General features: G+C 76.1%; 17 protein-coding genes. 7 read left to right on the forward strand and 10 right to left on the reverse strand.

Annotated features, from left to right (window positions below; genetic code table 11):
• Positions 1-26: 26 nt before the first annotated feature.
• On the reverse strand, positions 27-1505 hold the full coding sequence (locus CCO04_RS17270; protein WP_215815350.1) for a sensor histidine kinase: 1479 nt from the start codon (positions 1503-1505) through the stop codon (positions 27-29).
• A gap of 207 nt (positions 1506-1712) precedes the next feature.
• On the opposite strand from CCO04_RS17270, the gene CCO04_RS17275 reads away from it, so the two are divergent.
• The 6 genes from CCO04_RS17275 to CCO04_RS17295 all read left to right on the forward strand — a co-directional run bounded on the left by CCO04_RS17275 (position 1713) and on the right by CCO04_RS17295 (position 6754).
• A complete protein-coding gene (locus CCO04_RS17275) occupies positions 1713-2495 on the forward strand; it encodes a DUF2785 domain-containing protein (protein WP_252373359.1) in 783 nt (260 codons plus the stop codon).
• Between the two features lie 193 nt (positions 2496-2688).
• Entirely contained in the window at positions 2689-4350 is a 1662-nt protein-coding gene (locus CCO04_RS17280) for an acetolactate synthase (protein ID WP_215815352.1), read from the forward strand.
• A gap of 5 nt (positions 4351-4355) precedes the next feature.
• On the forward strand, positions 4356-4724 hold the full coding sequence (locus tag CCO04_RS17285) for a thioesterase family protein (protein WP_257750321.1): 369 nt from the start codon (positions 4356-4358) through the stop codon (positions 4722-4724).
• Positions 4725-4771: 47 nt separating this feature from the next.
• Positions 4772-4846, forward strand: a complete 75-nt coding sequence (locus CCO04_RS30100; RefSeq protein ID WP_370249596.1) for a 50S ribosomal protein bL37 — start codon at positions 4772-4774, stop codon at positions 4844-4846.
• Positions 4847-5021: 175 nt separating this feature from the next.
• Positions 5022-5531: a SigE family RNA polymerase sigma factor gene (locus tag CCO04_RS17290; RefSeq protein WP_215815353.1), complete on the forward strand. Its 510-nt coding sequence runs from the start codon at positions 5022-5024 to the stop codon at positions 5529-5531.
• Positions 5528-6754, forward strand: coding sequence for a hypothetical protein (locus tag CCO04_RS17295; RefSeq protein ID WP_215815354.1), 1227 nt, complete (start codon positions 5528-5530; stop codon positions 6752-6754). Before CCO04_RS17290 ends, CCO04_RS17295 begins: the two co-directional genes overlap by 4 nt.
• 24 nt (positions 6755-6778) lie before the next feature.
• Here CCO04_RS17295 and CCO04_RS17300 read toward each other — a convergent pair whose 3' ends face one another.
• Positions 6779-7744, reverse strand: a complete 966-nt coding sequence (locus CCO04_RS17300; protein ID WP_215815355.1) for a helix-turn-helix domain-containing protein — start codon at positions 7742-7744, stop codon at positions 6779-6781.
• Positions 7745-7948: 204 nt separating this feature from the next.
• On the opposite strand from CCO04_RS17300, the gene CCO04_RS17305 reads away from it, so the two are divergent.
• Positions 7949-9718 (forward strand): sigma-70 family RNA polymerase sigma factor, encoded by a 1770-nt coding sequence (locus CCO04_RS17305; protein WP_215815356.1) that lies wholly within the window; start codon positions 7949-7951, stop codon positions 9716-9718.
• Here the strand turns inward: CCO04_RS17305 and CCO04_RS29865 are convergent.
• The 8 genes from CCO04_RS29865 to CCO04_RS29505 form a co-directional block, all read right to left on the reverse strand.
• Complete coding sequence (locus CCO04_RS29865) at positions 9715-10590, reverse strand: helix-turn-helix transcriptional regulator (protein WP_215815357.1); 876 nt, start codon at positions 10588-10590, stop codon at positions 9715-9717. The two genes, CCO04_RS17305 and CCO04_RS29865, sit on opposite strands and share 4 nt — an antisense overlap.
• Before the next feature lie 119 nt (positions 10591-10709).
• Entirely contained in the window at positions 10710-12167 is a 1458-nt protein-coding gene (locus CCO04_RS17315) for an oligosaccharide flippase family protein (RefSeq protein ID WP_215815358.1), read from the reverse strand.
• A complete protein-coding gene (locus CCO04_RS17320; protein ID WP_215815359.1) occupies positions 12164-13258 on the reverse strand; it encodes a GNAT family N-acetyltransferase in 1095 nt (364 codons plus the stop codon). Before CCO04_RS17320 ends, CCO04_RS17315 begins: the two co-directional genes overlap by 4 nt.
• Before the next feature lie 20 nt (positions 13259-13278).
• A complete protein-coding gene (galE, locus tag CCO04_RS17325; protein ID WP_215815360.1) occupies positions 13279-14319 on the reverse strand; it encodes a UDP-glucose 4-epimerase GalE in 1041 nt (346 codons plus the stop codon).
• Between the two features lies 1 nt (position 14320).
• A complete protein-coding gene (locus CCO04_RS17330) occupies positions 14321-15148 on the reverse strand; it encodes a hypothetical protein (RefSeq protein ID WP_215815361.1) in 828 nt (275 codons plus the stop codon).
• Positions 15145-16215 carry a glycosyltransferase gene (locus tag CCO04_RS17335; RefSeq protein ID WP_215815362.1) on the reverse strand — a complete coding sequence of 357 codons (1071 nt, stop codon included), beginning with the start codon at positions 16213-16215 and terminating at the stop codon, positions 15145-15147. Before CCO04_RS17335 ends, CCO04_RS17330 begins: the two co-directional genes overlap by 4 nt.
• The gene (locus tag CCO04_RS17340) at positions 16212-17321 is read right to left on the reverse strand and encodes a glycosyltransferase family 4 protein (RefSeq protein ID WP_215815363.1); all 1110 of its coding nucleotides are present in this window, start codon (positions 17319-17321) and stop codon (positions 16212-16214) included. The genes CCO04_RS17335 and CCO04_RS17340 overlap by 4 nt, the downstream gene beginning before the upstream one ends.
• Positions 17303-20146, reverse strand: a complete 2844-nt coding sequence (locus CCO04_RS29505; RefSeq protein WP_215815364.1) for an oligosaccharide flippase family protein — start codon at positions 20144-20146, stop codon at positions 17303-17305. Before CCO04_RS29505 ends, CCO04_RS17340 begins: the two co-directional genes overlap by 19 nt.

Below are 20146 nucleotides of genomic sequence, written 5' to 3' on the forward strand. Positions count from 1 at the left end.
CCGAGCCGCTCGCGCTCGACCGCTGACTACTCCACCGGCAGGCTGAAGCTCGCCCGGGTGCCCCCGTCGGGCGCCGGGCCGAGCGTCAGGTGACCGCCGAGCTCGGACTCCACGAGCGTGCGCACGATCGAGAGACCCAGGCTGGTCGCGGCGTCGAGGTCGAAGTCCGCGGGCAGGCCCCGGCCGTCGTCCTCGACGGCGACCTCGAGCACGGCACCCCGGCGTGCGGCGCGGACGACGATCTCGCCCGAGCCGCCGATGTCGTAACCGTGCTCGGCGGCGTTCTGCATGAGCTCCATGACGACCATGGCCAGCGGGGTGGCGACCTCGGAGACGAGGACGCCGAAGCTGCCCTCGCGGCGGACCCGGACCTGGGCCGTGGTGGCGCCGACGTCGGTGACCAGGCGGGCGAGGCGGTCGGCGATGTCGTCGAAGGCGACAGTCTCCTCGACGGCCTGGCTGAGGGTCTCGTGGACGATGGCGATCGAGCCGACCCGGCGTACCGCCTCCTCGAGGGCCGAGGCGGCCTCGGGCGAGCCGATCCGGCGCGCCTGGAGGCGGAGCAGGGCGGCGACGGTCTGGAGGTTGTTCTTCACCCGGTGGTGGATCTCGCGGATGGTGGCGTCCTTGGTGACCAGCTCGCGGTCGCGCCGGCGCAGGTCGGTGACGTCGCGCAGCAGGATGATGGCGCCGATGTGCTCGCCCTTGGGGCGCAGCGGGATGGCGCGCACGATGAGGGCGGCGCCGTCGCCGGGGCCGCTGGAGGCGCCGAGCTCGGTGTCGCGGTGCGCCCGGCCGCCGAGGACGGCGCTGAGGGTCTCCTCGTCGGGGCGCTTCTTGGGCGGGACCAGGTCGCGGGTCAGGTCGGTGAGCCGGTGGCCGGTGAGGTCGCCGGTGAGGCCGAGCTTGCGGTAGACCGAGAGCGCGTTGGGGCTGGCGTAGATGACCCGGCCCTCGCCGTCGACCCGCAGGAAGCCGTCGCCCACCCGCGGTGAGTCGGCGTGGTCGCTGCGCTGGGCCTCGGTCGGGAAGAAGCCGGAGGCGATCATGTTGGCCAGGTCCGAGGCGGCCTGGAGGTAGTTGATCTCGAGGTGGCTCGGCGTACGGATGCCGAGCAGGTTGGTGTTGCGGCTGATCACCGCGATCACCCGGCCGTTGCGCCGCACCGGGATCGCCTCGACCCGCACCGGCACCTCGTCGCGCCACTCGGGGTCGCCCTCGCGCGCGATCCGGCCGAGCTCGAACGCCGCGTCGACGAGCGTGCGACGCCCCGCGGGCGAGAAGGTCCCCACGATGTCGTCGACGTACGACGTCGGGCCGGTCGTGGGCCGCATCTGGTCCCCCACCCAGAACCCCTCGCCCCCGCGGTCGGGCAGCCAGAGCACCAGGTCGGCGAACGAGAGGTCCGCGATGACCTGCCAGTCGGCCTGGATCAGCTGGATCCAGGCGATGTCGCCCTCGTCGAGGTCGGTGTGACGCCGGGCGATCGCGGACAGGGAGGGCACGGCGCCAACCTAGGCCATCTCCCCCGTGGAGACGTCCCCGACTGGGGAGGACTTCACCTCGTTTGGCAGGATGGGCCCGGGGGATCAGGTCTCGACGATTTCGGCAGTGTCCGGAGGGTGTGTGGGTTGGTGATGGTGTCGGTGGATTGGGCGCGCCTCCAGCAGGCCCTCCGCGACGGGCAGCGACGCCCGCCGTCCGACCATTCCTTGAGCGACCTCACCGCCCAGCTGACCCAGATGCTGGGCGATCCGGACCCGCAGGTCCGCGACGGCCTGGCCTACTCGTTCCTGGCGACCTGGATCGAGCACGGCGTCTACGACGACCTGCTGGCCGGCCTCGGCGACGGCATGTGCGCCGGGCTCAACACCGGCCTGGGCGAGCGGGACACCGACACCGTCTTCCGGCGCAGCTTCTCGGTGCTGCTCCTGGCCGAGTGCATCGAGCGCGACTCCCGGATCCGCCGGCTCCCCCCGAGCCGGGTGCTGCACTGGGGTGACCGGATCGCGGCCTGGTACGTCCGCGAGCGCGACCTGCGCGGCTTCGTGCCCGGCAAGGGCTGGGCCCACTCCGCGGCCCACGGCGCCGACGCGCTCGCCGCGCTGGCCCGCTCCCGGCACTTCGGGATGACCGAGCTGACCGTGCTCCTCGACGTGATCGCCGACCGCGTGCTCAGCCCGGACACCCCGCCGCTCGTGCACGGCGAGCCCGACCGGATCGCGCACGCCGTCCTCGAGGTGCTGCGCCGCGACCGGGTCCCGCTCTCGGTCCTGGAGCCCTGGATCGTCCGCCTCGAGCGCGGCGCCCGGGCCAAGCCGCGCGCGGGCCGCGACCCCTACCGGGCCACCGGCAACGCCCAGGCGGTGCTGCGCGCGATCTACCTCCAGCTCTCGATCTCGCCGCGCCACCCGGGGGTCCGCCCGGACCTGCTGCTCGCGCTGGTCGCGTCGCTGCGCCGGGTGCACCCGTACTTCCTCGACGACATCCGCTGACCCTCACCCGTTCGCTGGCTAGGGCGTGTCGCCCAGACCCGCGCCGTCGCGAGCGATGTCGGCGGCCGATCGGGCAAGGCGGAGGACCGAAGGCGGGCCGGAGGCCCGTCGAGCGTCCGACAACGCCGCCCGATCGAGTCGCCAACACCGCGGAGCAGGCGCGGGACTGGGCGAGACGGCCTAGGGTGCCCAGGTGACCACTCCCCCGGATTCCCTGACCGGCCACGCGGGCGAGATCGCCGTGGCGGTCGCCCAGGCCCACGGCGTCGAGACGATGTTCACCCTCTCGGGCGCCCACGTCTTCCCGATGTACGACGGCGCGGTCAAGTCCGACCCGCCCGTCCGGCTGCTCGACGTACGCCACGAGCAGACGGCGGCGTTCGCGGCCGAGGCGACCGGCAAGCTGACCCGGGTGCCCGGGCTGGCGGTGCTGACCGCCGGGCCCGGGGTGACCAACGGCGTCAGCGCGATGGCCCAGGCGACGTTCGCCGGTTCGCCCATGGTGGTCGTGGGCGGGCGCGCGCCGAACAACCGCTGGGGCACGGGCGCGCTCCAGGAGATCGACCACCTGCCGATCGTCGGGCCGGTCACCAAGCACGCCACGACGCTGATGAGCGCCGATGACGTCGCGGCCGGGTTCGACACGGCGTTCACCCAGGCACGCAGCTCGCACCGCGGGCCGGCGTACGTCGACGTGCCGATGGACGAGTTCTTCAACGTCGGCTCCGGGCCGGTCCCGGTGCTCGGCGCCTACCGCGGGGCCGAGCCCGACAGCGACGCCGTCGCGCGGATCGCGGGCCTCGTCGCGAAGGCCGAGCGGCCGGTGCTGATCCTGGGCACGGACGTGTGGGCCGACCGGGCCGAGGAGGCTGCGCTGCGGCTGGTCGAGGAGATGCGGCTGCCCGCGATCACCAACGGCATGGGCCGCGGCGTGGTCCCCGGCGGGCACCCGCTGCTGGTCACCAAGGCGCGCGGTGCCGCGCTCAACGGGGCCGACCTGGTCGTGGTGGTCGGGACGCCCCTCGACTTCCGGCTCGGGTACGGCGTCTTCGGCGGCAAGGACGGCGGCGCGACCGCGGCCGTCGTGCACATCGCGGACTCCCCCGGCCAGCTCTCCGGGCACGCCGACCTCGCCGCCTCGGTCAGCGGTGACCTGAGCGCCGTCCTCGACGGGCTGCTCACCGCGCTCGCGGGCGCGGCCCAGCCGGACCGCTCGTCCTGGCTCACCCTGCTCCAGGACACGGTCGCCGCGGCCGCCGCGCGCGACGCCGAGCTGCTCGGCGCCGAGGCCGACCCGGTGCACCCGGCGCGGATCTACGGCGAGCTCGTCCCGCGGCTCGCCGACGACGCGGTGGTGATCGGCGACGGCGGCGACTTCGTCTCGTTCGCCGGCAAGTTCGTGGAGCCGAGGCGCCCCGGCTGCTGGCTCGACCCGGGCCCCTACGGCTGCCTGGGCGCCGGGCTCGGCGCCGCCATCGCCGCGCGCATCGCGCGGCCCTCGTCCCAGGTGGTGCTGCTGCTGGGCGACGGCGCGGCCGGCTTCTCGCTGATGGACGTCGACACGCTCGCGCGCCACGACCTGCCGGTCGTGATGGTGATGGGCAACAACTCCGCCTGGGGACTGGAGAAGGGGCCCATGCAGATGCTCTACGGCTACGACGTCGCCGCGGACCTCGCGCCCCGCACGGCGTACGACGACGTGGTGCGCGCGCTCGGCGGCGCCGGCGAGACGGTCACCGACCCGCGCCAGATCGGACCGGCGCTGGACCGGGCGTTCGCCGCGAACGCGCCGTACCTGGTCAACGTGATCACCGACGTCGACGCGGCCTACCCGCGCGCGACCTTCGGGATCTGAGCGCCGTGCGGTTCACCGTGACCGAGGCCGACACCGCGCTCGCGGTCGGCTCCGGCAGCCTGCCCGTGCTCGGGACGCCGCGCCTGCTCGCCTGGTGCGAGGCGGCGACCTGCGCCGCCGTCGAGGACGCCCTCGGCCCCGGCGAGACCAGCGTCGGCACCCGGATCGAGCTGGAGCACCTGGCCGCCACCGCGGTCGGCGGGAGCGTCGAGGTCACCGCCCGCGAGGTGTACGCCGACGGCCGGCTGCGCCGCTTCGCCGTGGCGGCCCGCAACCTCACCGCGGACGGGCAGCCGGGCAAGCTCGTGGGCTCGGGCGAGGTCACCCGCGTCATCGTCGACGCGGAGCGCTTCCTGACCCGGATTTCGGGCTGAGCGCCCGGACTGAGAGAATGGCTCGATTCTCGACTTCAGGAGGAACCATGGGCAAGACCGGCCGCAAGCGCCGCGCGCGCCGCAAGAAGGGCGCGAACCACGGCAAGCGCCCCAACAGCTGAGCTGTTGCGCATCATCCGCTGAACCCCCGACCGACCACGGTGCGGGGGTTCTGCGTTCCTGGGCCCGGGACCTCCGATATCGCTGCAACCAACCTCTCCCCGATCGCGTCTAGGGGTGGAGGGCACCGTCGGGTGCCCGACACGCCAGCACCGGTGATCCGGGAAGGGACGGGCCATGCCGCAGCAGCGGGACGACGCCTTCGCCGCGTGGATGGGCGCGCGCCAGGCCTCACTGCAACGCACCGCCTACCTGCTGGCCGGTGACCACCACACGGCCGAGGACCTCGTGGCGACCACCCTCGCCAAGGTCTACCTCGCCTGGGACCGCATCGATCGGCACGAGGCCGTCGACGCGTACGCCCGGCGGATCCTGGTCAACGAGAACAACTCGCTGTGGCGCCGGGCCTGGCGCCGGCGCGAGGTGACCAGCGACGAGGTGCCCGACTGGCTGGAGCACCACGACGACCACGACGAGGGGTCGGCCGCCGCGGTGTGGCGGCTCCTCGCCACGCTGCCGCCGCGCCAGCGCTGCGTGCTGGTGCTGCGCTACTACGAGCAGCTGAGTGAAGCAGAGATCGCCGAGGCGCTCGGGGTCGCCACCGGCACCGTGAAGTCGCAGGCCAGCCGCGCGCTGACCACCCTGCGGCAACGCGTTCCCGCCCTTGGTCTGGAGATGAACCGATGAACCTCGAAGACGTCATGACCACGCACGCCGCCCGCGCGGCCGGGCCCGTGCTCACCCTGCCCGACGTGCAGCGGCGGGCGCAGCGCATCCAGCGGCGCCGGCGTACGGCTGCCGCGGTCGCGGCCGGCGCGGCGGTCGTGGCCGTCGTCCTGCCGGTCTCGCTGCTCGCCGGCGGCACTCCCGACTCCGCGCCCCCGCCGGGGCCGGCGACACAGAGCCCGTCGGTCAACGTGCACGCCGTGCAGCAGGATCCGCGCGACATGCGCATCGAGCGGGCCCGGCCCGGAGGTGCGCCGCCCACCACGGGGTGGATCGAGGGGCGCACGCTGCACCGCCTCGACGGGTCGACGGTCGAGCTCGAGCACGACTACGAGGAGCTCGACGTCGTCGGCGGCGAGACCTACCTCGCGGTACGCCGCGGGACGGACGCCGACACCGCCGGCAGCAGCCTCGACGAGATCGGCCCGGACGGCGCGGTGGCCAGCACCCGCCTCATCACCCCCGCCGGCCAGGCGTCGGTCGTGACCTCGCCGGACAAGACGGTCGCCGCCTGGACCACGCCCGACGGCAAGGTCCAGGTGTGGGACCGCGACGGCGAGCAGACGCTCGCCGGCACCGGCCCGGTCAGCCCGACCGGCGGCGCCGTGGCCGTCTTCGGCTCGCGGACCTGCGCCGGCCCGGACGGCGACTGCCGGGTCGTGGTCAACGACCCGGACCGCGGTCCCCTGACGTACTCCCGTGCGGGGAGCGAGCCGTTCGGCGGTGGCTTCCTGAGCATCGTCGCGATGTCGCCCGACGGCGAGCTGGTCGCCGGCAACCGAGGTGACGGCGACGGGGTGAGTGCCTGCACCACGGTGTGGGACCTGCGCGAGGCCCGAGCACTGCGCCGCTGCCAAGGCGACCCGTCCGGCTTCTCCCCCGACAGCTCCCTCACCGCGGAGCAGGCGTCGCAGGGCGCCGGCGAGCCCGCGGAGATCGAGATCCGCGACGCCCGCACCGGCGAGCTGGCCGCGAGGATCGTCGCCAACGGTGACAACGACACCAGCGCCCTCGAGCCGGTCGCCTGGGAGGACGCCCGCCACTTCCTGGTCACCGCCCTGCACGAGGGCCGCTGGCTGCTGCTCCGCGGGGACCTCGACGGTCACCTCGAGATCATCGAGGGCCCGATCGACGGCTCCGGCGCGGGGCAGCCGCGCGAGGCGCCGTACGTGATCGCCCGCTGACGCCGACGCGCCCTCGTGCTCGGCTCAGGCGCCGCGCGAGGAGCTCTCCGGCTCGGCGCCGGTCATCGCCTCGAGCGCCCGGGAGGCCCGCTGGATCCGCAGGAAGAGCGCGGCCGAGGGCGTCACCGAGCCCCGGATGTAGCTCGAGAGCCGGGAGGGCGAGGTACCGATCCGCGCGGCGAACTGGCGCTGGGACGCGCCGCTGACCGCGACGAGGTGCTGCACGTGGCGCGCGATCTGCTCACGCTCGCGCTCGTGCCCCCAGGCCCGGCACCAGGCCAGGACGGTGCCGATGGCCGGCCGTCCCGCGACGGCGGCGAGCTCGGCGATGCTCTCGGCATAGGGACCCCACGGGCTGGTGGCGAGGCGCTGGAGGTGCCGGCGCCACTCGACCACGGAGCCGTGGTCGAGCAGCCGGACGAGCTCGTCGGCGGAGTCGACGGGGATCACCTCGTCGACGGCCACCGTGCTCGGGACGACGTCGATGGTCTGGAAGAGCAGCTCGCGGCCGAGCTCGACGCAGTCCGCGGCCACTCCCTCGGGGACCTCGGCGGACGGGTCGCGCTGCTCAAGCAGGGGCGCGAGGAGGCGCCGGGCCACGGCGGTCGTCAGGGGCAGGTCGGCGCGGACGTCGAGCATCCGCGAGACCCGCTGCTGGAGCCGGCCGACCCGGTCCGGGTCGAGCCGCTCGCCGAGCCGGGCCGCGGCGGCGAGGTCGTCGGGGTCGTCGAACACCACGAGGGCGACGAAGTTGGCCAGCACCGCGCACAGGGCCAGCGAGCGGCCGTCGCTCCCCCGCTGCTCCAGCACGACCAGCATCCGGCTCCACAGCACCTGGTGGTGCTCGCCCACCTGGGCGTGCCGGGCGAGCACGTCGCGCACGATCCCTGCCTTGACCGCGCCGATCGGCTGGGCTGCGCGACGCTGGTAGTGCGTGAGCAGCACCGGCGGAGCGTGGTGCGCGGGCGTGGGGCTGGACGGGCGAAGCATGACGTGACCGCCTTGGAGGTTGGGGGTTCGTGGGGGAACCGGCCCGAGACTCCGGTCATATACCAGACGCACGAGCAGTCGAAACATCACGCGGAAATGCCTAGGAAACCGCTACGATCTCGGCGGCGGGGATGTGGGGGGCGTCACGTCCCGCCGAGCCGGCGCGATCGATGCGCCCGGCGTTCGTGGAAACAGGAGTGACGCATGTCTGGGGATGTCACGCCGGACGGACCGTCCCACGGGTTCCCTCCGGTCGTCGGCTGGAGCGAGGAGGAGCTCGACCTCCTCTGGCGCGAGCACGTCGACGACGCCCGCCGGCTGGCCCTGGTCCTGGCCGGCCCGAACGACGCCGACGAGCTGGTCGCCGAGGCCTTCGCCCGGGTGCTGACCCGGCTGCGCGCCGGGCAGGGGCCGACCACGAGCTTCCGCTCCTACCTCCACGTCACCCTGCGCAACTGCCACCGCGACCGCCGGCGCCGGACGAGCGAGCTGCCGGTCTCGGACCAGCCCTGGCTGCTGGACGACGAGGTCGAGCCCACCGTGGCGACCGTGCCCGACGACGAGGCCGAGATCGCGGCCCGGGCCTTCGCGAGCCTGCCGGCCGCCTGGCAGGAGGTGCTCTGGCACGTCGAGGTCGAGGGACGGCGCCCGCGCGACCTCGCCGGCGAGCTGGGCCTGCGCGCCCGGGCCGTGTCCTCGCTCGCCCACCGCGCGCGGGAGGGCCTGCGCACGGCGTACCTCGACCAGCACGTGGCGGCCGAGGGACCCACGGCCGAGTGCACGTGGGTACGGGCCCGGCTGGGCCGCTACGTCCGCGGCCAGGCCCCGCGGTCGAGCGCGCGGCGCATCGACCGGCACCTCGAGTCCTGCGCCGAGTGCCTCGCCGTGTCCCTCCAGCTCGAGCAGGCCAACCGGCGCCTGGCCGCGGTGGTGCTGCCCGCGATCCTGCTCGGAGCCCTGCCGGCGGCCGGGGGCGCACCCGCGTGGCTGGCCGGCGTCACCGCCGGAGGCGGCGCGGCGGGCGGAGCCCTGGCCGGCACGACCCACGCGGGCTCGGCGGCGCTGGCCGGCATCGCGGCGACCACCGCCGCGGCGGCGATCGTCACCGCGGTCGTGGTCACCGGCGTGCTGCCGGATCGCGACGACCCGGCTGCCCGCGCGCCCACGACCACGGCGACCGGTACGGCGCCGGCGCCCGCGGCACCTGACCCGTCCGGTGGCCCCGGTGCGTCCGGTGCGGGACCGGGCCGGGTCCGCGGCGCCGACCTGCGGCCCTCGCCGGGCCTCGGTACGGCGCCGACCACGGCGACCGGCCCCACCACCGGCACCCCGCCCACGGCGCCCCTCGTCCGCCCGATCGCGCCGGTCGCCGCCGTCGGGCGTACCTGCGACGCCGTCGGCCGGCTCGTGCTCCCCCAGGTGACCGGCGTGCGCTACGTCCTGACCGAGGGCGACGGGCGCACCGGCGACTGGACGGTCGAGGCGAGCCCCGAGCCCGGCTACCTCCTGGCACCGGGCGCGCCGACGGAGTTCCACGGCGACCTGGGCTCCGCACTGCCGTGCGTCGGCCTCACCACCGCCCTGGTCCGGGCGCTGAGCGGACCGCGTCCCCTGCTCAAGCCCTGGCGGGTCGAGGTGACGACCCGGCTGCGCGACGACCGGCCGCGCCCGCTGCGCCTCGTGCTGCGGCTGCGCCAGGCCCAGGTCGTCGCCGTCGGGCACGCACCGGACGGCTGGATCTGCCGCTCCTCGGCCGGCGTGGTCCTCGGGGACGTCGGGGAGCTCGTGCTCAACCCGGACCCGGCCCTGCTCACCATCACCTGCACCGCCCGGCGCGGCGGACCGGCGACCACGACGGTCGGGCTGACCGTGTGGACGCTGGACCTCTCGTCGGGGCGCACCACCCCGGCCGGTGAGGTCACGCTGTCCTCCGAGGGACGGGTGGTCGACCAGCGCGACCTGGCCGCCGGCTAGACGCTCGGCTCGGGCTCCTCGGGTTGCTTGACCTGCTCGGGCTGCGGGTCCACCGCCGGCTGGGCCCGGCGGGCGGCCCGGTTGATCCGCAGCAGCATCGCCGCCGACGGGGTGACCGCGCCCGTGACGTAGGTGGAGAGCCGCGAGGGCGAGGTGCCGACGAGGGCGGCGAACTCCCGCTGGGTCAGCCCGGTCTGGTCGATGGTGCTGCGGATGTGGGCGGCGACCGCGCGGCGCTCGTCCTGCTCGGCCTCGCGGCGGGAGAGGTCGAGGACCGCGCGGATGCTGGCGACCTCGAAGGGCTGGGCATCGGGGTCGAGGAGCTCGAGGTGGCGCTCGGCGCTGCCGGTCCACGGGTCGTCGACGGTCGCGGCGACCAGCGCGCGCCAGACCCGGATGCCCTGGCGCTCGAAGACGGCGAGCAGGTCGCCCGTCCCGGTGATGGCCGGCCGCTCACCGGTCGCGTCGCCGACCATGAGCAGGCGGACGACGGCCTCGCCCGCGACCTGGGCCGGACCGGTGCGGCCGTCGGCGGGGAGCGGGGCGCCGGGCCGTGCCCAGGCGTAGCCCGCGAGGACCCGGACCAGGCGGGTGGTCAGCGGCCGGTCGCGGCCGTCGACGGCGCCGAGCACGGCCTCCTGGAGCTCGGCGACCTCGTGCCGTCCGTGCTCCTCGACCAGGACGGCGAGGTCGTCGACGTCGCCGCGCTCGGGGAAGTGCACCAGTGCGAGCGCGTTGGCCAGCACGGCCCGGGCTGCCGGCCTCGGCCGGCTCCCCGCGCCGTCGAGCGCGGCCGTCGCCCGCTCCCACCATCGCCTCGCCCCGCCGGCCCCGCCTGCGCGGTGCTCGAACGAGGCGACGATCCTCCGCACGCTGATGTCGTTCCCACTCTCCGCCGGCCCCCCGGGGCGCCGGTCGCCGTAGCGTCCGTCGCCACCGACCAGCCTGAGCCAGCGCGCCGCGCCTGGCGAGGGCTGGGCGCCAAGCGGTATCAGATCCGAGATCGAGCCACCGCCGGCCGCCGCAGCGCGGCTCGGACCTGCCCGAGCGCGGCCGGGGCCAGCCGGTGCACGGCGAGCCCGGCGACGGCGAGGTAGCCGAGCCCGGCCACGGCCAGGGCCGGCAGCAGCGGGCCGATCGCCTCGAGCGCGATGCCGACCACGACCGCGGCCACCAGCACGGCCACCAGCTCGGGGACCGGGGCGATGCTGCCCACCGTGCGGACCAGCGCCCGGACCACGATCACCGACTGCACGAGGAAGGCGACGCTGGTCGCGACGGCGGCCGCGGTGATGCCCCAGACGGGGATCAGCCACAGGTTGAGGCCGACGTTCGCGACCAGCGCCGCGACGCTCCCGACGAGCACCACCGGGTCCGGGCGCAGCGCGAGCAGCACCGTCGAACCGAGGTAGGAGACGCCGAAGAGCAGCGGCGCCACGGCCAGCCCCCAGAGCAGGCCGCGGTGCACGTACTCGGGTCCGAACAGCAGGCCGACCAGGTCGTCGCCGCGGGTCGCGAGCAGGACGCCGTACGGCACGTAGACGGCGGCCACGACGACCAGGCTCCGCTGCGCCCAGAGCCGCACGTGCTCGGTGTCGTCGGGCCGGCTGGCGATGACCGGGACGTACGCGCGGGCCAGGGTCCAGCTGACGAAGAGGACGGTCTCGAAGATGCGGTAGCCCGCGCCGTAGACGCCGACCGCCGTGGTGCCCAGGATCATGCCGATGAGGGCGGCGTCGATGCGGAACATGCCCATCGCGGCGACGGCGCCGAGGCCCATCACGGGCGCCGCCTCGAGGATCATCCGGGCCTCGGCCCCGCTCCCCCGGATCCGCATCCGCGCCCCTGCGCGGCGCGCGGCGAGGTGCATGCCGAGCACGCCGATCCCCGTCGCGACCAGGTAGCCGAGCGCCGCGCACACCACGCTCCCGGTGACCAGCAGCACACCGACCGAGAGGAGCAGGGCCGAGAAGCGCTGCACGACGAGGACCACGGCCGAGAGGTGCTGGCGCTGCCGGGCACCGCACGCGGCACGCGAGGCGTCGACCAGCGTGTCGGCCAGCCCGGCCGCGACGAGCAGGCTCACCGTGAGCGCGTGGCTGGTGCTCATCGTGCCGAGCAGCAGGCCCGTGGTCGGCACCAGCACGACGGCGCACAGCACCATCCGGATCCCCATCAGCGCGCCGTAGCAGCGGTCGAGCAGGTCGGGACGGGCGCTGCCGAGCTGGGTGAGCCGGGCCTCCAGGCCCAGGGACGAGAAGACCGCGAGCAGCAGCCCGAGGCTCCACCCGAACGAGAGGACGCCGAACTCGGCGACCCCGAGGATCCGCGCCAGGAGCAGGAAGGTCACGAACGTGGCGACCTTGCCGAGCAGCTCGGCGACGGCGAGCGACAGCACCACGGCACCGGTGCGGCGCAGGACGTCGTCCGGCTGCCCCGCCGCCGTCATCGCTGCACGATCCGGCGCACCAGCGCGGCCGGGAGCAGCGCCTTGAGCCCGGCCCGGGCCCGTGCCCGGTGCTCGTCCATCCGCTCGATCCAGGCATGGGACGCGGCCTGCAGCTCGACCCGGTGGATCTCGGCGTTGCCGAACTTGGCGTCGGTCCGCCCGCGCAGCCAGTCGAAGGTCTCGACAGCCGGGTCCGCCACCGCGCGCTGCACGGCCGCCATCTCGCACACGATCCCGCCGCGGTAGCGCATCCAGTCCTGGGCGACGCGGCCGTCGAAGAGCCGCGAGACCGGACCGTCGCGCAGCGTCGTGGTGAAGCCCAGCACCTCGTCGCCGACGACCAGCAGGTCGACCACGGCCCGGCCCCGGGCCATCGCGTCGCGCACGACCTCCTCGTGGAACGCCCGGGTGCCGTCGTCGTCGAGGTGGCTGCGCCGGCCGCTGCCGTGGTCCCGGCCGCGGCGGACGTCGACCAGGCGCGGCAGCCACCGCTCCAGGGTGACCGGGTCGTCGACGACGAGGCGCTCGGCGTCGTACCCGTCGGCGGCCAGGCGGTTGAGGTCGGTGTTGATCTTGCGGCGCCGGTGCCGGGTCAGGCGGTAGTCGGTGCCCGCGCCCTCGATCCGCGGCATCGGCGGCCCCGGTACGACGACCGCGCCGGGCAGGCGCGCCACGAGACCGGCCACGACCGGGTCGCCCGGCGCGAGCTGGCTGAGCCGCAGCGACCACCGGCGGTGGCGTCGTACCCAGGAGGCGACGGCGTCGGCGAGCAGGTCGGCGGCGACCGGGTCGTCGTGGAAGAGCTCGGCGTAGTCGTTGAGCTCGCCGCCCAGCACCTCGATCCGCACCACGCCCGCGCGGCGCTGCACCACCAGCGGCGCGAGCGCGAGCACCCGGCCGTCGGCGCCCCGCAGGGCGATCGTCAGCGGCTGACCGGGCAGGTGGCGCGCGGCGGCGCGGAGCCAGCCCGCTCCGGTGCTGAACGCGTTGCTGCGCCCGTCGACGTACGACGCGAGGTCGGCCAGGGCGAGCTCGGCGGCCGAGCCGTGGGCGATCTCGGTGGTCACGGCGACGGCGGTACGCAGGGGCATGTCCCTCTGGTGCACGGCGCTCACCTGGTTGATCCAGGGAATCCGGGGGAACCGACCGGGTCGGCGGAGATGCCGGCGAGCACGGCCGGGCGCCGGTCGAGCCAGCCCAGCAGGTCGGCGACGCCGGTGGCGAGGTCGCGCTCGGCGTGCCAGCCGAGCAGCCGGGCGGCGCGGTCGGTCCGGGCGAAGGCGCCGGCGGTGTCACCGGGGCGCCGCGGCGCGTCGGCCACGGTGACCGGGTGGCCGCTGACCCGGGCGAAGGTCGCGACCAGCTCGCGGACCGTCGTACCGCGGCCGGTGCCGAGGTTGATCGCCTGGGCGCGGCGGCCGTCGAGCGCGCGCTCGAAGTGCTCCACGGCGGCGACGTGGGCGCGGGCGAGGTCCCACACGTGGACGTAGTCGCGCAGCGCGCTGCCGTCCCGGGTCGGGTAGTCGGTGCCGCGGACCGGGAACACCGCGCCCGTGCGGCGGCAGTCCGCGAGCACGCCGAGGACGTGCCCGGGCCGGGGCTGCTGCGGACCGGTCCGCAGCCACGGGTCCGCGCCGACCGGGTTGAAGTAGCGCAGCGAGAGCACCCGCAGCCGGCCCGCGGCGGCGAGGTCGGCGAGCATCTGCTCGGCCACCGCCTTGGTCCGGGCGTAGGGACTGGCCGGGGCCCAGGGCGCGTCCTCGTCGACGGCGAGGTCGGGGCCGGCGCCGTAGACGGAGGCCGAGCCGCTGACCACGAGGTCGTGGACGCCGCAGCCGGAGAGCGCCTCGGCGAGCTCGAGCGTGCCGGTCACGTTGGTCCGGTAGTAGTCCGCCGGCCGGGCCACCGACTCCGGCACGACCACGCGGGCCGCGCAGTGGACGGCGGTCCGGATGCCCGGGTGCCGCGCGAGGATCCGGCGGACCAGGCCTGCGTCGGCGATGTCGCCGCGGTAGAACGTCCGGCCGCGGACGAACTCCGCGCGCCCGGTCGAGAGGTCGTCGAGGACCACGGGGTGGTGGCCGGCGTCGGCCAGGGCCGAGACGACGGTGCTGCCGATGTAGCCGGCGCCGCCGGTGACGAGGACGTCCACGTCAGCACCGCCCCGGGACGCCGGGCGCCACGCCACGGGGTACCGCCTGGGCGAGCACCCGGCCGAGCCGCAGCCCGCGGGGCACCTCGTGGAACAGCCGCAGCCGGACCGCGCCCTGCCGGCCGGAGGCGAAGCAGTAGAAGCGACCCGAGACGACCTGGACCACCCGGCCCTCGGCGTCGACGAGCAGCGCCTGCGCGGCCAGGTAGCCGCTGAGGTCGCCGCGCGCGGTGAGCCGGGCCGTGACGACGGTGTCGCCGGACAGGTGGCGCAGGCGGGGCTCGCGGACCTCGACGCGGGGCACGTCGCCGTCCGCGGTGCTCGACCCGCCCGCGACCGGGCGCACCTCGACCTCGGTGACCCCGCGCAGCGGGGAGCGCAGCTCGGCGAACAGGCCGAACTCGGCGCCGGGGGCGAGGCCGACGACGGTGCAGCAGACGTCGTCCTCGGTGCCGCTGGTGCTGAGGAGCGCGGCGCCCGAGGAGTCCCGTGCGGTGAGCAGCACCCGGGCCCGCTCGACCACCTCGTCGGTGTCGTTGCGCACGACCACGGCGAGCTGGCCGGCCGCCTGGCCCCACGAGACGACGGTGAGGCCGGAGCCGCCGGGCGTGCTGGGCGGCGCGGTCGTCGGGGACGTCGGGGTGGGCGCGGGGGCCGAGGTCGTGGGCGCGGCCGAGCGCTCGGGGCCCGGCGCCGGGTCGGGGTCGTCGCCGCGGCGGTCGGTGATGCCGGTCATCAGCAGGAACCCGCCGACCAGACCCACCACCACGCAGCCGATGCCCACGAACAGGGGCCACCGCGGGCCGCGCTTCTCGTTCCAGGGACTCATGAGATTCCTTCCGTTGTCGTGGCGCCGCGGGCGTAGATCGCGCGGTACTGCTCGACCATCCGTTCGGGTCCGAACCGGCGGGCGGCCACCTCGCGGCCGCGCTCGGCGAGCGCCCGGCGCACGGACGGCGTACCGGTGACCTGGTCGAGGGCCTCGACGAGCGCCGGGACCGAGCCGGGCCGGACGATCCGGACGGCGCCGGCGAAGTGGTCGACGACCCCCGGTACGCCCGAGGCGACCACGGGCACACCGGCACCGATCGCCTCGAGCACCGAGATGGGCAGGCCCTCCCAGTCCGTGGGGAGGACCGCGAAGTCGGCGGCGGCGAGCAGCCGCGGGACGTCGGTGCGCTCGCCGAGGAAGCGCACCCGGTCGCGCAGACCGAGCATGCCGGTGCGCGCGGTGAGGTGCGCGCGGTGCGGGCCGTCGCCGGCCAGCAGCAGGGTCGCCGGGCGGGGCAGCCGGGCCCAGGCGTCGAGGAGCAGGTCGTGCCGCTTCTGGTCGACCATCCGGGCCAGGCAGACCCCGACGACCTCGTCGGGGGCCAGGCCGAGCTCGTGCCGGGCGCGCTCGCGCGGGTAGTCCGGCAGCGGGTCGATGGTGTTGGCGACGACGTCGATCCGTGCGGCCGGGTAGCCGTGCCGCTCCAGCTGCACCGCCAGGTGCGGGGCGACGACGACGACCCGGTCGCTGGTCCGCTCCAGGAGGGCCGCGGCGCGGCCGGCCTCGGCCTCGCTGACGCCGTGGAGCGTCGTGACGATCGGCGTACGACGGCCGAACGCCAGGCGCGCCAAGGTGGCCGGCTTCGGGTTGTGGGCGTGGACCAGGTCCGGCGTCTCGACCGCGCGCAGCCGGCGCAGCGAGCCGGCCAGGTCGGTCAGCCGGCGTCCGGCCAGGCGCAGCGGCACGTGGGCGACGCCGGCCGCCTCCAGCTCGGCGACCCGGAAGCCGGGCGTGCTCGCGACCCGGACGTCGTGCCCGTCGCCGGCGGCCGCGAGCGCCAGGCGCACGGCGATGACCTCGGCGCCGCCGATGCCCAGCTCGGAGATGATGCTCAGCAGCCTCATCCGGCCACTCCTTCGTAGATCGGGACCAGCGCGGCGACGGTGTGCGCGACGCGGTGCCGCGCGGCGATCCGGGCCCGGGCGGCCGCGCCCATGGCCTCGCGCCGTGCGCGGTCGTCGGTGAGGGCGCCGAGCGCGGCAACCCACTGGGCGTGGTCGCCGGGCCGGACCAGGAGTCCCTCGACGCCGTCGCGCAGCACCTCGGGGACGCCGCCGACGCGCGTGGCCACCGCCGGGACGCCACAGGCCATCGCCTGCAGCAGCGCCATCGGGGAGGCCTCGGCCGCCGACGAGAGCACGAAGAGGTCCGCCTCGCGCACCAGGGCCGACGGGTCGGCGATGTAGCCGGCGAACCGCACCCGGTCGCCGGTCCCGGTCGCGGCGACGGCCGCCTCGACCCGGGCCCGCTCGGGTCCGTCGCCCACGAGGACCAGCTCGAGGCCGGGGACCTCGGCGACGGCACGGACCAGGTCCGGGACCCGCTTGACCGGCTGCATCAGGCCGACCCAGACCGCCCGGACCGGACCCTCGGTCCGGGCCGGTCGCGGCGCGGGGGCCGGACCGAGCCAGGCGTCGGTGACCCCGTTGGGGACGACGTGCACCCGGGTGCCCGGGACCCCGACGTGCTCGCGGGCGTAGTGCGCGAGGGCCGCGCAGGGCGTGGCCAGCGCCGTCCGGGGGCGGGCGGCGAGGAGCCGCTCGAGCCCCAGGTAGACCGCGCGGTCGCGGCGGCGGGACGTCGTCACCGGCAGGTTGCCGGGCACGAGCGGCGCCAGTGCGTCGGGGACGCCGTGCAGCGTGTAGACCGTCGCGGCCCGGCCGCCGAGCAGCCGGCCGACCAGGCCCGCGCGCCGGTCCTGCAGGTGGACGACGTCGGGATCGATCGCGCGCAGGGTCCGGGCCACGGCACGGGCGCCGGCCAGGTCGGTCTTGGTGCGGACGGCGGCCGCGTGCGTGCGCACGCCGGAGCCGGCGACCCGGTCGAGCACCGCGCCCGCCGGGCCGACGAGGTGGCTCTCGTGACCGCGCCGGGCGAGCTCGACCGCGACGTCGACCGCGTGGTCGACCGGTCCGCCGCGCTCCTGGGTGATCAGCTGGACGACGCGCACCGGCGCACCTCCTCGGGATCGGTCCGGCGGGCCGCGGCGCCGAGCGCCGTGCCGAGCGCGACCAGCAGCCACACGGGCAGATAGAACTGCTCGCTCAGGAAGCAGGCGGCGGTGAGCGTGCCGGCGAACGCCACGACGACGGCGTCGCCGAGGGGGCGCAGCGCGGGTGTCCGGCGGGCGCGCCAGGCCCCGCGGACGCCGTACCCGAGGGCGGCGAGGAAGGCGACGAGGGCCGGGAGCCCGAGCTCGGCGCCGACGTCGAGGTACATCTGGTGGGCGACGGTCTGGCGCACCGCGGGGACGTCGGCGGGGAGGTAGCGCTCCGACTCCGCGGCGAACCCACCGGGCCCCTGGCCGAGCAGGGGGCGGTGCGCGACCATCTCGGCGGCGACGGTCCAGGTGGTCACCCGCTGGTCGACGTTCTGCGCGGCCACGTGGCGCTTCTCCACCAGGCTGCGGTCGACGGTGTCGGCGTGGGTGGCCCACAGCGCGACGAGCGCGACGCCGGCCGCGGCGGCCACGGCCAGCGCGGTGACCGGCCGGACCGCGCCGACGGCCAGGGCCACGACGACCATCGCGACCAGGCCGATGAGCGCTCCGCGCGAGAGCGTCGCCAGCGAGGCGAGCACGAGGATCGCCGCGCACCCGGCCAGGAGCGGCGTCCACAGCAGGGGGCGGCGAGTCCGGACCAGCACGAACGGCAGCGCCGCGACGAGGAAGAAGGCGAGGTCGTTGGCATCGGCGAGCGGGCCGGCCGCGCGGCCTCCGTCGCGCAGGAAGCCGAGGAGCCCGACCAGTCCGGCGGCGGTGCAGGACAGCGCGAAGGCGGTGGCGATCCGTCGTACCGCGGCGGCGGGGTCGGGCCGGCCGCGGGAGATCGTGTCGACCAGGACCACCACGACGACGAGGTACGACGCATAGGTCAGCGCGTGCGCGCCCCCGGTCGTGAGGTCTCCCCCGGCCGCGACGAACGAGGCGAGCAGCAGCAGGCCGAGGCAGCCGAGCGCGACGAACGCCGGCTCGCGCAGGGGACGGCGGCCCGGCTCGGCGACCACCCGGACCAGCCAGGCCAGCAGCAGCACCGCACCGAGCGCCTTGACGGCGGCGGGGTGCACCTCGCGGGCCAGGTCGCCGAACGGCTCGACGACGACATAGGCGATCGCGGCCCACTCGACCCGGCACACCGCGACCGCCAGGGCGACGAGCACCAGCAGCGCGAGCAGGAGGGCGCCGGGCGCGGACACGGCGAGGTGGCCGCCGCCCAGCACCGCCGCCCCCAGCGGTACGACGGCGAGCCAGCCGGGCCGGACGCGCACCGGCCGGGAGCGGCGAGCCAGCAGGAGGACGCCCGCGTAGGCGGCGAGACCGCAGGTCGCAGCGAGGCCGAGCCGGACGAAGGAGACCGCGGGACCGGGCAGCAGCCGGTCGGCGGTCGTGGCCGCCGCGGCCAGCGCCAGCCCCGCGAGCGCGACCGGCGCGAGCCGGCGCAGCGCGTCCCGCAGGGCGTCACCGTCGAGGCCGGGCACCCGCCACCGGACCAGGAGGACGGCCGCGCCGAGGGTGAGCAGGCCGGAGACCGCCTGGGCCGCGGCGACCGCGGTGACGCCGCGGTCGACGACGAGCAGGAGCAGCCCGACCAGGGTGACCAGGTGCAGGGCGACGATCCGGAGCAGGTCCGGCGTGCGCCCGACCGCCTTGAGCGCGGCGAGCGCCGGCTCCAGGGCACTGAGCAGCAGTCCGTACCCGGCCAGCCAGCGCAGCGCCGGGACGCCCGGCGCCCACTGCTCGCCCAGGAGGGTGAGGTGGGGGGCGAGGACCAGCATCCCGGCGTACAGCGGGACGACGAGGGTGTGCACGGTGACGGCGGCGTCGACGGTCGCCGTACCGATGGCGGGGCCGCGGAGCCGGCACAGGTGCGCGAACACCGCTCCCCCGATGACCATCGCGACGAGCAGGTAGGGCATGTAGGCGAGGCGGAACGCGATCGAGTAGACGCCGACGTCGGCACTGCCGAGGTGGTGGGCGACGAGCACGTAGTCGACGTTGAGCACGAGCAGCGTGAGCAGGCTGCCGGCCGCCAGGCTGCGGCCGTAGGTCAGCAGGGCGGCGGCGTCCGGCCGCACCCAGCCCGGCCGGACCGGGGGGCGCACGACCCAGAAGCCGACGAGCGTGACGGCGGCCAGGGCGAGCTGACCGGGGACGAGCGCGGTCGCGCCGAGCCCGGCGGCGAGCCCGGCGACGGTGACGCCGGCGCCGACGAGGTTGCCGGCGATGTCGGGCAGCACCCGCCGGCGGAAGTCCAGGCCGCGGCGCAGCAGCTCGCCGCTGACCCCGGCGACCGCCAGGAGCGGTGCGCACAGGACGACGCCGCGCAGCACGGCGGTCCCGTCGTCCCCGACCCGGAGCCCGGCGGCCAGCGCCGGGGCGGCGATCCAGACCGCCGCGACCAGGACGGCCGACGTCGCGAGCGCGAGCGTCACGGCGGTCCGCGCGGCCCGCTCGGCATCGCCGCGCAGGTGCACGAGGGCGGTGCTGGTGCCGAGGTCGGCGAGCACGGTGACCACGTTGAGCACCACGGAGGCCAGTGCGACCAGGCCCATCGCGCCGGGGTCCAGCACCGCCGCGAAGACCAGCAGCACGAGGGTCTGGGCCGTCTTGGCGCTCACCGCACCCACCGCGAGCCAGCCCGCGCCCTGGGTCACCGGGGCGGCCGGGGAGACCGGGGTGACCGGGGTGACCGGGGTGACCGGGGTGACCGGGGCGACCGGGGCGACCGGGGCGGGACGCTCGCCGAGGGCGGTGGCGGTGGCGGTGGCGGTGGACAC

It is taken from the genome of Pimelobacter sp. 30-1 (genome assembly GCF_018831735.1).
Taxonomy (GTDB): Bacteria; Actinomycetota; Actinomycetes; order Propionibacteriales; family Nocardioidaceae; genus Nocardioides.